This is a genomic window from Paenirhodobacter enshiensis (assembly GCF_000740785.1).
GTDB lineage: Bacteria > Pseudomonadota > Alphaproteobacteria > Rhodobacterales > Rhodobacteraceae > Rhodobacter > Rhodobacter enshiensis.
The window spans coordinates 120,662-132,459 of the sequence record NZ_JFZB01000014.1 but is presented as its reverse complement, the minus strand read 5'-3'; the positions used below and the strand labels follow the sequence as shown (position 1 = coordinate 132,459).

General features: G+C 69.2%; 13 protein-coding genes. 3 read left to right on the top strand and 10 right to left on the bottom strand.

Annotated features, from left to right (window positions below):
* Nucleotide 1: 1 nt before the first annotated feature.
* Nucleotides 2-439: a phosphonate C-P lyase system protein PhnG gene (phnG, locus tag CG50_RS09345; RefSeq protein ID WP_036637406.1), complete on the bottom strand. Its 438-nt coding sequence runs from the start codon at nt 437-439 to the stop codon at nt 2-4.
* 100 nt (nt 440-539) lie between these two features.
* Here phnG and phnF point away from each other — a divergent pair, with 100 nt between their 5' ends.
* Nucleotides 540-1,256: a phosphonate metabolism transcriptional regulator PhnF gene (gene phnF / locus CG50_RS09340; RefSeq protein WP_036637404.1), complete on the top strand. Its 717-nt coding sequence runs from the start codon at nt 540-542 to the stop codon at nt 1,254-1,256.
* Nucleotides 1,257-1,355: 99 nt separating this feature from the next.
* Here the strand turns inward: phnF and CG50_RS09335 are convergent, their stop codons facing one another.
* The 6 genes from CG50_RS09335 to CG50_RS09310 all read right to left on the bottom strand — a co-directional run bounded on the left by CG50_RS09335 (nt 1,356) and on the right by CG50_RS09310 (nt 6,950).
* Complete coding sequence (locus tag CG50_RS09335; RefSeq protein ID WP_036637403.1) at nt 1,356-1,973, bottom strand: DapH/DapD/GlmU-related protein; 618 nt, start codon at nt 1,971-1,973, stop codon at nt 1,356-1,358.
* On the bottom strand, nt 1,966-3,318 hold the full coding sequence (gene phnE, locus CG50_RS09330) for a phosphonate ABC transporter, permease protein PhnE (protein ID WP_051909818.1): 1,353 nt from the start codon (nt 3,316-3,318) through the stop codon (nt 1,966-1,968). Before phnE (CG50_RS09330) ends, CG50_RS09335 begins: the two co-directional genes overlap by 8 nt.
* Complete coding sequence (gene phnE, locus CG50_RS09325; RefSeq protein WP_036637401.1) at nt 3,315-4,178, bottom strand: phosphonate ABC transporter, permease protein PhnE; 864 nt, start codon at nt 4,176-4,178, stop codon at nt 3,315-3,317. Before phnE (CG50_RS09325) ends, phnE (CG50_RS09330) begins: the two co-directional genes overlap by 4 nt.
* Before the next feature lie 82 nt (nt 4,179-4,260).
* Complete coding sequence (gene phnD, locus CG50_RS09320; protein ID WP_036637399.1) at nt 4,261-5,163, bottom strand: phosphonate ABC transporter substrate-binding protein; 903 nt, start codon at nt 5,161-5,163, stop codon at nt 4,261-4,263.
* 61 nt (nt 5,164-5,224) lie between these two features.
* Complete coding sequence (gene phnC, locus CG50_RS09315; RefSeq protein WP_051909805.1) at nt 5,225-6,046, bottom strand: phosphonate ABC transporter ATP-binding protein; 822 nt, start codon at nt 6,044-6,046, stop codon at nt 5,225-5,227.
* A 106-nt stretch (nt 6,047-6,152) separates the two neighbouring features.
* Nucleotides 6,153-6,950, bottom strand: coding sequence for an esterase/lipase family protein (locus CG50_RS09310; RefSeq protein WP_211248593.1), 798 nt, complete (start codon nt 6,948-6,950; stop codon nt 6,153-6,155).
* Between the two features lie 126 nt (nt 6,951-7,076).
* On the opposite strand from CG50_RS09310, the gene CG50_RS09305 reads away from it, so the two are divergent.
* Together CG50_RS09305 and CG50_RS09300 are read left to right on the top strand one after the other, a co-directional pair.
* Nucleotides 7,077-7,466 (top strand): hypothetical protein, encoded by a 390-nt coding sequence (locus CG50_RS09305; protein WP_036637397.1) that lies wholly within the window; start codon nt 7,077-7,079, stop codon nt 7,464-7,466.
* Nucleotides 7,467-7,538: 72 nt separating this feature from the next.
* Nucleotides 7,539-7,802, top strand: coding sequence for a hypothetical protein (locus CG50_RS09300; protein WP_036637395.1), 264 nt, complete (start codon nt 7,539-7,541; stop codon nt 7,800-7,802).
* A gap of 98 nt (nt 7,803-7,900) precedes the next feature.
* Here CG50_RS09300 and CG50_RS09295 read toward each other — a convergent pair whose 3' ends face one another.
* The 3 genes from CG50_RS09295 to ubiA form a co-directional block, all read right to left on the bottom strand.
* On the bottom strand, nt 7,901-8,215 hold the full coding sequence (locus tag CG50_RS09295; RefSeq protein WP_036637393.1) for a hypothetical protein: 315 nt from the start codon (nt 8,213-8,215) through the stop codon (nt 7,901-7,903).
* Between the two features lie 46 nt (nt 8,216-8,261).
* Nucleotides 8,262-10,739 (bottom strand): OmpA family protein, encoded by a 2,478-nt coding sequence (locus CG50_RS17485; RefSeq protein ID WP_051909803.1) that lies wholly within the window; start codon nt 10,737-10,739, stop codon nt 8,262-8,264.
* 72 nt (nt 10,740-10,811) lie between these two features.
* Entirely contained in the window at nt 10,812-11,789 is a 978-nt protein-coding gene (gene ubiA / locus CG50_RS09285; RefSeq protein WP_036637392.1) for a 4-hydroxybenzoate octaprenyltransferase, read from the bottom strand.
* Nucleotides 11,790-11,798 lie beyond the last annotated feature (9 nt).

The following is an 11,798-nucleotide window of genomic DNA, read 5'->3' as shown; positions in this document are numbered from 1 at the left end:
CTCATTCCCCTCGGACCATGGTGAAGAACTCGACCTTCGTCGCCGCGGCCTCGCCGGCGCGCGCGCGTGCCCGCGCGGTCGCACTTGCCTGCAACGGCGCCAGAACGGCGGCGCGCAGCGCCACGGCCTCCGGCCCCTGCATCAGCGCGTCGATCAGCGCGGCGTTTCTGGCATGATCCTTGTCGCGGCCCTGCACATAGCCATGCCCCTCGACCCCCGAGGCCAGCCGCACCGCGCAGCGCGTCACCGTCATCTCGCCCAGATTGAACGCCGCCCCCGTCGCGCCGGCCCGGCCGCGGATCATCGTCGTGCCGATCTCGGGGGCGCGGATCGTGTCATGGGGCGGCAGCGCCGGCATCAGCCGCGCCAGCTCCGAGGGTTGAGAGCGCGCCAGCAGCCCCATCCAGGCCGCGCGCTCCGCTTTCTGCTCATCGGTCATTTCAGACACCTTGCGGAGTTGTCGAATTAAATATACAACTAGACAAATATCCGGTGGAGCCTGAGTCGGGCAAGCCCCGGCCGCATGAAAGTTCGATGACATGGGACGCACCGCGCTCTGGATCGCCATCGCCGACACGCTGAAGGAGGAGATCGCCACCGGCCGCCGCCGCGCCGGCGACCGCCTGCCGACCGAGGCGGAGCTGTCCGAGCGCTTCGGCGTCAACCGCCACACCGTGCGCCGCGCGCTCGCCCAGCTCGCCGATGAGGGGCTGGTGACCAGCCGGCGCGGTGCGGGGGCTTTCGTGGCTTCCGCGCCGGCGCTCGATTACCCGCTCGGCCGCAGGGTGCGGTTTCGCCAAAACCTCGAGGCCTCGGGTCGGGTGGCGGGGCGGCGGGTGCTGTCGCTCGAAACCCGCCACGCCGATGCGGCCGAGGCCGAAGCCCTCGCGTTGTCCGAGGGCGAAAGCGTCCATGTCCTCGAAGGGGTGTCGCTCGCCGATGGGGTGCCCTTGGGCAATTTCCGCTCGGTCCTGCCGGCGGCGCGGCTGCCGGGTCTGCTCGACGTGATGGCCGAAGAGGTGTCGATCACCCGCGCCCTCGCGTGCTGCGGCGTGCCCGATTACACCCGCGCCTGGACCCGGCTCGATGCGCGCCTCGCCACGGCGACACAGGCGGTCCTGTTGCAGATCGCCGAGGGCGCACCGCTGATCCGGGCGAAAAGCCTCAACCTCGACCCGGAAGGCCGCCCGCTCGAATACGGCCTGACCTGGTTCGTGGGCGCGCGCGTCACCCTCACCGTCACCCCCGAGGGCTGAGCCCGCTCTCTTTCGGCTTTCCGAAAATATCCCGGGGGAGTCTCCGAAGGAGACGGGGGCAGAGCCCCCATCCGCCCGCGCCGCTGGCCCTGCGGCCCGTCAGCGCTCGTATTTTTCCAGAAATGCCGCGACCGGCAGGGTGCGGAAATCGCCGATCCGCTCGCGCAGCGTCTCGTGATCCCAATCCCACCAGGCGAGTGCGATCATCCGCTGCGCCAGATCCTCGGGCAGGCGGAACCGGATCACCTTCGCCGGCACGCCCGCGACGATGGCATAGGGGGCCACATCCTTCGTCACCACCGCGCCCGAGGCGACGACCGCGCCCTCGCCCAGCACCACGCCCGGTTTCACCATCGCGGCATGACCGATCCAGGTGTCGTGGCCGATCGTCGCGCGCCGCGCCTCGCGCCGCTGCCAATGCTCGGGCCAGGGGGCCACGCCGTCCCAGTAATAATCCTGCCGGTACATGAAATGATGCAGGCTCGCGCGGTCGAGCGGATGGTCCGTCGCCCCGATCCGCACCATCGCGGCGATATTCGCGAACTTGCCGATTTCTGCGTTGGCGATGTCGCACAGCCGGTCGCAATAGCTGTAGGCGCCGAAATGGGCGTTCTGCACCCGGCTGTCCTCGCCCACCCTGGTGAACGGGCCGAAGCTCGCGTTGTCCAGCGCGCAGCGCGCGCCCAGCACCGGCCCGTCAGGCGAAAGTTCAGGCATTGTCTTTTCCTTTCAGCAGCTTCTGCCGCAGCCAGCCGGACAGGCTGTCCATCGTCATCACCAGCATCAGCACCAGCACGATATAATAGCTGACATCTTCCCAGTTGGTCTGGGTGATCATCGCCTGGGTCAGCAGCAGACCGATCCCGCCGCCCACCAGCGCACCGATCACCGTCGCGCCGCGGGTGTTCGATTCCAGCATGTACAGAAGCTGCGACACGATCACCGGCGCGATCTGCGGCAGCACGCCGAACCGGCCGCGTTGCAGCGCATTCGCCCCGGTCGAGCGCAACCCCTCGATCTGGCGCTCGTCGATGTTTTCGAGCGATTCCGAGAACAGCTTGCCGAACGTGCCGGTGTCGGTCAGCAGGATCGCCAGCGATCCGGTCAGCGGCCCCGGCCCGAAGGCGCGCGACAGGATGATCGTCCAGATCAGCCCGTCGACACCGCGCAGAAAGTCGAACAGCCGCCGCACCGCGAAGCGCGCCGGCCCCAGCGGGTCGAAGTTGCGCGCCGCCAGAAACGCCAGCGGCAGGCCGATGATGGCCGCGCCGAAGGTGCCCAGAAACGCCATCAGCAGCGTCTCGAACAGCGCCTGAAACACCATGTCATGATGCCACATCCCGTTGTGCCACCAGTCGCCCAGCATCGCCGAAAGGTTCGACTGGCCGGGCCGGATCTCGGGGCCCGAAACCAGCGCGCGGCCGATCTCGGGCCAGCTCATGTAATGGAACGGGCTTTGCAGATCGAAGAACCACATCGCCCAGCCGAAGGCGCGGCGCTGCACCTCGGAGCGCGATTTCGTCACGCTCAGCCGCCCGGCGCCGGGCACGGTGATGTCGAACCGGGTGTTCGAGGCGCTGAGCCAGTCCGCTGGCAGCCCGTCTGGCACGGTGGCGGTGACGCCATGCGGGCCGGCCGTGACGTTCACCGTGCCGCGCCCGGCGATGTCGAACCGCGCCTGACCGGGCGAAAGCGTCACCGCGCTGCCGTCGGGCAGGGCGACGCGGGTGGTCTCGCCGGTGCGGCTCACCCAGCCGGGCAGGTGGGTCGCGTCATAGCTCGCCCGGCGCTCGCCCTTGATCGCGACGGTGGTCTCGCCGCTGCGGTTGTCGGTCGTGACATGGGTGCGATAGCTCCAGCTGTCGTTGAGCAGAACCACCGCGTTTTCCGGCCGGAACCGGCCGGCAAGCCCCGCCACATCGAGCGCGAAGGCGGCATAGACCAGATAGGCCAGCACCGTCAGCGGCAGCACGAACCCCATCAGCCGCCGGCGCGAGAAGCGCGACAGGATCGTGCGCTCGGTTCGCGGCAGCAGGGTCGGATCGGTGGCCACGGTGCTCATGCTTTCCCCCGGATCAGGCGGTTGCGCAGACGTTCGGAACTCTGGTCGATGAGGATGATCGACAGGATCAGCAGCACGAAGATCGCTGCCGCCGCGTCGTATCGCCCCTGTCCCCAGCCGATGGCGACCTTCAGGTCATAGCCGATACCGCCCGCGCCGACGAACCCGAGGATCGCCGAGGCACGCACGTTGATCTCCAGACGCAACAGCGCGTAGCTGAGCCAGTTCGGCGCCACCTGCGGCACCACGGCGAACCACATCCGTTGCACCCAGCCCGCGCCGACCGAGGCCAGCCCCTCGACCGGGCGGGGATCGGCGTTCTCGTTCACCTCGGCGAACAGTTTGCCGAGCGCGCCGAAGGTGTGGAGCGTGATCGCCAGCATCGCAGGCACCGGCCCGCCGCCGAGCGCGAAGATCAGCGCAAGCGCGACGACGATCTCGGGCAGGGCGCGGAACAGATCCATCACCCGGCGCACCGGCGCGACGATCCAGCGCGCGGGGGCCAGATTGCGCGCGCCCAGAAGCGACAGCACCACCGCCCCCGCCGTGCCGATGATCGTCGAGGACAGTGCGATGTTCAGCGTCTCGATCAGCGAGGGCAGATAGTGCGCCATCAGCCCCGGAATGCGGTCGGCGCGGGCAAGCGCCTCGCTCAGCAGCTCAAGGGGGAAATCGCCGATCCGGTGCAGCCCGTCGAGAAACCCGCCCGCGTTGCGGCTGTCGGCCAGCCCGAACCCCGCCGCCAGCATCGCCAGCAGAACGATCCCGAGAACCGTCGACAGCGCCCGCCGGCGCCGGCTTTGCGCCAGATATCCGGCCTCGATCCGGGACAGCCCGCCCGGCACGGTTGCATCGCTCATCGCCCGCTCCGTCGCTGAAAAGACGAAGGGCGGCACCGGCCGCCGGGTTGCCCCGGGCCTGCGCCGCCCTTCTGAAGGTCGATCACTTGCTCGACATCTTGCGCGCTTCGATGATCGAGTCGTAATCGGCCTTGGTCACCGGCACGAAGCCCTTGATCTCGCCGCCCGCGACGCCGTAGGCACAATCCTTGTCGAGGCCGGTGGTCAGCTCGATCACCTTCTTCTTCACGTCCTCGGGCAGGGCGTTGCGGATCACCAGCGGCCCGTTCGGGATCAGCTTCGACTTCCAGATCTGCACGTAATCGTTCATGTCGATCAGCCCGGCATCGACCGCCTTGCGCAGCGCGCCGACGTTGTAGCCGTCTTCCCAGTTGCCCTGAGCGTCGGCCCAGGTCACGCCGCCGTCGATGTCCTTGTTCTTCACCGCGACGATGGTCTGCTCATGCCCGCCGGTGAACTTGACGTCCTTGAAATAGGCGCCCGGCTCCGTCGAGATGCCCTGCGCCTTGAATTCGACCGAGGGGATCAGATAGCCCGAGGTCGAGTTCGGATCGCCGAAGCCCATGACCTTGCCCTTCATGTCGGAAAGCGACTTGATCCCCGAGTCCTTGCGCGCGATCCCGACCGAGTAATAGCCGAGCGAGCCATCCATCCCCTCGGTGGTCAGCACCGGGCTGACGGCCTTCGGGTCGGTCAGGTAGATCTTGGCATAGCCCGAGGCGCCGAGAACCGCGGCGTCGATGGTGCCGCCGAGCAGCCCCTGAATCACGCCGTCATAATCCGCCGGGGTGAACAGCTTGACCGGCACGCCGAGGGTGTCCTCGATCTTCTTGCGGTAGCATTCGTTCGAGTTCACGCGGTCTTGCGCGTTCTCGCCGCCGAGCACGCCGACGTTGAACTGCTTGATGCCTTCGGCATGGGCGGCGGGCGTCACGACGGGGCTCAGCACGGTCGCCGCGAGGAGCGCGGCCAGGATCTTCTTCATCTGTCTCTCCAGGGATATTGGGCCGCGCCCCCGTCCGGGGGAAGCGGCCGGGGGAAAAGGGTCAGTCGGCGAGCATCGCCTGTTCGTAGCGCCGCCCCTCGGGCAGCACGTCGAGCGAGGTCGAGGTGGTGGCTTCGGAAAAGCTCGCGTCGGCGCCATAGATCTCGCGCGCGACATCGAGGGTCAGTTGTTCGGGCGTGCCGTCGAACACCATCCGCCCGGCGCGCATCCCGATCACCCGGTCGCAATAGCGCCGCGCGGTGTCGAGGGTGTGCAGGTTGGCGATGACGGTGCGGCCGTCCTCGTCATGGATGCGGCGCAGCGTCTGCATCACGATCTGCGCGTTCATCGGGTCGAGCGAGGCGATGGGCTCGTCGGCGAGGATGATCTGCGGCTCCTGCATCATCGCGCGGGCGATGGCGACGCGCTGCTGCTGGCCGCCCGAGAGCGCCTCGGCGCGTTTCGGCGCCTGTTCGGCAAGGCCCAGCCGGTCGAGAATGGCGATGGCGCGGCGGATGTCGCCCTCGGACCACAGGTTGAACAGCGTGGCGAGCGTCGGGCGCCGGTTCAGCAGCCCGTGCAGCACGTTCGACACCACATCGAGGCGCGGCACCAGATTGAATTGCTGGAAGATCATCGCGCAGCGGCTTTGCCAGGCGCGCCGGGCCTTGCCGGTCAGCGCGAGCACGTCCTCGCCCTCGACGAGGATCTGGCCCGCGCTCGCCTCGGTCATGCCGTTGATCATGCGCAGGAAGGTCGACTTGCCCGCGCCCGAGCGGCCGATGATGCCGATCATCGCCGGGCGCTCGATGCTGAAGCTCAGCGCGTCGACCGCCGTCGCCGTGCCGAACCGCCGGGTCACGCCCCTGACCTCGATGTGCATCGTGCCGCTCTCCCTTGCCGTCGTCTTCGGGGCGGGGATAGGCGTGGCAGGTAACGGATGCGTGGCGGGTCTGTATCCGTTTCGTGAAACCGGCCGGGGCCGGGGATCAGTTGCCGCTGCCGGACAATCCGCCGAGCAGATCGCCGAACGGATCCTCGCCGCCCGCTTCGGCGGTGTCGTCCTGCCCGTCGTCCGAACCGTACTCGGCATGGCTGAACCGGCCGGTTTGCAGGAACACCAGCGTCTCGGCGATCACCTGCGGCGCGTTCATGATGAAGGTATGGCTGCGGTGCACCACCAGCTGATCGGCCATCCCCGCAAGCCGCGTGCTGGCGACCGAGACCGCATTGTCGTTCGGCCCGTCGAACATCCAGCCCCGCGTCGGATCGACGCTGCGGTCGCCCGCGATCACGCCCAGATCGAAATCGGCGCGCTGCGGCAGGCGCCGGACGATGCCGCCGGTTCCCAGCTCCATCCCGGCGGGGCCGATGAAGGCCTCCGCGCCCGGCCAGTCGGCGATGCGGTCGACGACCTCGGAGCCGTGGTTGGGCGGTGCAAGCATCACCACCCGCCCGAGATTGGCCGGCCGGGTCTTCGCCAGCCAGGCTCGCAGCACGATCCCGCCCATCGAATGGGTGACGAAATCGACCCGCTCTGCGCCGCATTTCGCGACCATCCTGTTCAGTCGCGGCGCCAGCGCCTCGATCCGCGCCGCGCCCGAAGGGTAGCCGTCATTGACCACGCGGTAGCCCGCATCTTTCAGCGCATCGCCGATCTTCGACATCGAGCCGGGGCCGCGGTTCAGCCCGTGCAGCAGCACCACGCAGTCCGCGCGCGCCGGCAGCGGCAGGCTCAGCGCCGCGACAAGGGCACAGATCAGGGTGGGAAACAGGCGGCCAGCCATGGACGACTCATCGGCAGTTCGGACCGGGCGATCATGGCGGGGGGCCGTCGGGGCCGCAAGGCGCTCTGCCCGGCATCGGCGAGAGGGCGCCTTGTCATGACATTCCATATACTGCATATGTAAGCCATGCACAGGCCGCTGCGCCAGAGTCTGATCGGGATCGCCGCGCTGATCCTTGTCGTCGTTTCGACGGCTCTGGCGGGTTTTGCCCATCGCGGGCCAGATCTCCAGCAGCAGGCGCTGGAGATTGCGGCGCTTCAGGGCCTCGATGTGGCACAGATCTGTCACCGGACCGGTCAGGTTGTGCACGAGGGGCATGATTGTCCGGCCTGCCATCCGGTTGCACTGCCGCCGGTCGGCCTGCCCGCGGGGCCGGCCCGCGATGCCGGGCTGAACGCGGCGCTGCATCTGGTTCCGCGCGCTCCTGCGCCCTTGCCGCCGAGGCCGGTTCTCGATCCGGCGCGCGGCGGGATGCGTGCGCCGCCTGTCGTCGCGATGCCGAGCGCCCGCGCCTGAGCGCGCGGGCCGATCCGGCACGCCGGGGCTTCGGCGTGCCTTGCGCACTGACAGGCAGAAAGACCACCCATCATGACCCGTTACGACGATCTCCTTCCCGGCTCCTCGCAGGAAGCGGCCGAGGTTGCCGCGCTCGACATCAACCCGCGGGCGCGCAACATCTTGCTGAACATGGGCATCACCACCCTGGCCGAGCTGCACAAGCTGACCCGCGAGCGCTTCATGGCCGAGTGGCGCGCCGGTGACCGGCTGTGGCAGCAGGTCGCCCCCTATACTGCCGAGGCGGCGCGCCATGTCCGTATCGTTCATCCGCTGCGCACCCGCGGCCTGCGCTGAGGCCGCCCGTCGCAAGTTCATGCCGAAAAGCGGCGGGCCGGCCCCTGACGGAGGCCGGCCCGTTCGTCTCTTGTCTTCGGGGCGCCGCTTCGGGGCGCTCAGCGTCCGATGCGGGTGCGCAGTTCCTCGGTCTCGCGCCGGGCGAGGCGCAAACCGTCCATCGCGGCATCGAGTTCCGCTTCGGCCTGGGTGAGGCGGTTGGTCAGCTCGGCCTCGCGGGTTTCGATGTAGGAGACGGCGCGGTCGCGGGCCTCCTCGGCCTCGTGCAGTTCCTGCGCCATGCGGTCGATCTCGCCGATGTCGGCGCGCGACACCCGGCTGAGCCGCATCCACAGCCAGCAGGCGAACCAGCCGAGGCAGAAGAACAGGAACAGGATGATCGCCGTCGCGGTGACGAATTCGGTTCGGTTCATGCGTCGTCTCCTGTCTGCGCGGCGCGTGCGGGCGTCCGGCGCGAGGTCATTTGTGGGCCCGCTTGTGAGCGGTCGTCGCGGCCTTGCCCTTGCCCAGACCTGCGGGGCGCTTTTGCGGCCGGGGCGAGGTCGTGGGGGCGGTTTCTGGCTCGGAGGCGGTTTCGGCTGCTGCGTCGGTCGCCGGCCCCGTCGCCGGCCCCGCCGCCTGTTCTGTCACGGGCGCGGCCTCCGGCATGGCAGGGGCCGGAGCACCGGTTTCCGCGGCCGGGGAAGCATCCTGCGCCGGGGCCGAGACGGTCGGAGCGGCGTCCGGCTGCGCGACGTCTGCTGTCTGCGGCGGCGCTGCCGGTTCCGCGGCAGCCCCGGTCGGGGCGACTTGCGCCGAAGGGGCGGCGGGCAGCGTTCCGGCCGGGGCCAGATCCGCGGGCGCCGCAGAGGTTGTCGCAGAGGCTGCCGCAGAGTCAGTCGCAGTGTTGGCGGCAGAGTTTGCCGGGGCGGTGTCGTCCTCGGGGGCGCCATCCATCGGGGCGCCGTCACCGCCGTCACCGCCGTCACCGTCGGTTCCGTCCATCGGAGCGCCATCCTCACCCGCTTCGGCGGTGGCCGGGCCCATCTGATCGGAGCCCATCTGATCGGGCATCAGCCCCTCGGGGCGGGCGGCAGGCTTCGGGGCGCTGTCGGGCGCCGAGCCGGAAACCGGCTCTGCGCCTGCGGCATCCGCATCGGCGATCAGGCGAAACTCGATCCGGCGGTTGTTCTCGCGCCCGGCTTCGGTGTCGTTGGTGTCGATGGGCCTGGCTTCGCCGTAGCCCTTCGCGGTCAGGTTTCCGGTCCACAGCCCGCGTCCCTGCAGCGCCGCCAGCACCGACTGCGCCCGGTCCTGGCTGAGCGCGAGGTTCATCTCGTCGCTGCCCTGGCTGTCGGTATGCCCGCCGATTTCCATCGGAAATTCCTGGCAATCCTTCATCGCTTTCGCGAGCAGGTCGATCACCGGCAGCGCATCCTTCGCAATCACCGCGGATCCGGGTTCAAAGGCGATCTTGTGCGCCTTCAGCACCTCGTTCAGCCGCGCCGTGCAGCCCGGTCCGTCAGGCAGGTTCAGCGCCGGGTCCAGATGGCGGTCGTAATGCACGTCGATGGCGATCCGCGATCCGCTGCCGAGCCCGCCGCTCAGCACCCGGGAAATCGTGTCGGAGGCCTGCGGATCGCCGCTGACGCCCGCGATATGAACGCTGTCGGGCGTCACCTCGACCGTGCCGGAGCTGAGCGAGGAAAGCGCCTGAAGCGCGGTCATCACCCGTGTCGGCCAGCCCTGCGGCATCTCCGGGTCGAGGCGCATCGCGCCATGCACAGCCTCGGCGCCGAATTCGGCGCGGGCGAAACTTTCGGTCGCGGTCCGGGCGCGGGTATCGGTCATCCGGCCGCGCAACTCGATCTTGCCGTCATCGTTCAGCACCGCCGAGAATCCGGCCGCGGCGGGCTTTTCGGCGGGCTTCGCCTGCAATTCGGTATGCAGGGTGAAAACCTTCGGCAGGTTGGATTCCAGCTCGCCGATGGCGTGGTCGTATTGCGCGGTCGCGACCTCGGGGTTGGCGCTGAGGAACACGTCGGTGTCCGAGAAGGTCACCACGCCCGAACCGATCTGACCGAGCGCGCGGATCGCCAGATCCACCGCCTCGCCCCATTGCGGCGAGGGGCTGCCCATGCCGATGGTGCAGCCGAGCGTGCCCGTGGCGCCGGCGGCGCGGGCGGCGTCGAGGATGCGGTCGCGGGTGCGCTCGCTGTCGGCGGAACAGGCGTCGAAGCGCGCGCCCATCTTGTCGATCAGGAAACGCAGCGTGAAGGGGGCAATCACCGGCCGCGGTGCCGAAATCTCAGAGCTGAGCCGCACATCCGAGGGCCGGGCGCGGGCGAGCGAGGTCTCGATGCGGGTTTTCTCGGTCGGGCTGTCGGCCATCGCCTCGACGCGCACTGCGCCCGGATCGACCGAGACCTTGGCGCGCTGGATCATCTGCATCGCGTCGGCGCCGTAGTTCAGCGCGGCCGTCCATCCCGGCGGGGCGGGGAAGCTTGCGGTTTCCAGCATGTCAGTGACGGCGCCGCCCTTCAGCGCGGCACGCAGCCGGGCGACGAGGCCCGCCCGGTCGGTGCCCGCGGGCACCAGCCCGATCAGCTGGATGCCGTCCTCGTTGCGCAGCATCCGCAGCGAAAACGCCGGCGGCGTCATCGCGTCGATCGAGGCGACATCGGTATTGTCGACGATGCGCGAGGCATCGACCACGGCGGTGGCGCGGGTGACGGCGCGGAACCGCTCGGCCTCGGTGGGCGCGGTGCCGAACAGGATCACCTGAAGGCCGTCGGTCTCGACATGGACCCAGCCGTGACCGCCTTCCTCCATCGCGACGCGGGTGGCGAGGCGCGAGCGCTTCTCGATGATCGTCGCCGAGCCGCCCGCGACGAAGGCGGCGGCGACCGCCGCCAGCAGGAAGGCGAGGACGATGAGGACCGTGGTGCGCAGCCGCATGAAGGGGGAGGCTCCTTTGGAATGACCCGCCCCACATAAGGAAGGCGGGCCCCGGGTGCAATTCGTCAGCGCTCAGGCAAGGGCGGCGGCGGCAAGAAACAGCGCAGCGATCAGCCCGGCGTCGCGGTTGGCGCGAAACAGCATCAGGCAGGTGTCGGGCGCGTCGATGTCGAGCCGGCGCATCTGCCACAGCATATGCGCAGCCATCGCCCAGGGCGCGATCAGCGCCAGCACCAGCCGCGGCCCGCCGACGCCAGCAGGCAACAGGGCGGCCAGCACCGCCGCCGTGGTCAGCGCTACCGTCACCACGAGAAAGCCGTAAAGCCAGCGCCCGGTGTTCGCGCCGAACAGGCGCGCGGTTGATTTCACCCCGATCAGCGCGTCGAATTCCTTGTCCTGATGGGCGTAGATCGTGTCATAGAACAGCGTCCAGGCGATGCCCGACAGCCACAGCAGCACGGCGGCGAGGCTCAGATGGCCGCTGTGCGCCACCCATCCGACCAGTGCGCCCCAGTTGAAGGCGACGCCCAGAAACGCCTGAGGCCACCAGGTGAAGCGCTTGGCGAAAGGATAGACCGCAACCGGGATCAGCGCGGCGATGCCCATCGCGATGGCCGCGCCGTTGAAGGTCAGCAGCACCGCGAAGGCGACGAGGCACTGCGCCGCCAGGAACACCAGCGCCTGACGCACCGTCACCTGACCGGAGGGAATCGGCCGCGACGCGGTGCGCCCGACCGAGCCGTCGATGTCGCGGTCGGTGATGTCGTTCCAAGTGCAGCCCGCGCCTCGCATCAGCACCGCGCCGATGGTGCAGCCGAGCCCGAGCCACAGATCCGACAGCCGCCCCTGATCCGCCGTCGCGGCGAGCGCGATGCCCCACCAGCACGGGATCAGCAGCAGCCACGTCCCGATCGGGCGGTCGACGCGGGCAAGCCGCAGATAGGGCCGCCAGCTGGCCGGGGCGCGGGTATCGACCCAGTTTCCGGAAACCGCGTCGGCGACCTCGCCCGTGGCGGGCGGCTCTGGTATATGATGGCTGGAAGACTTCATAGAGACCGC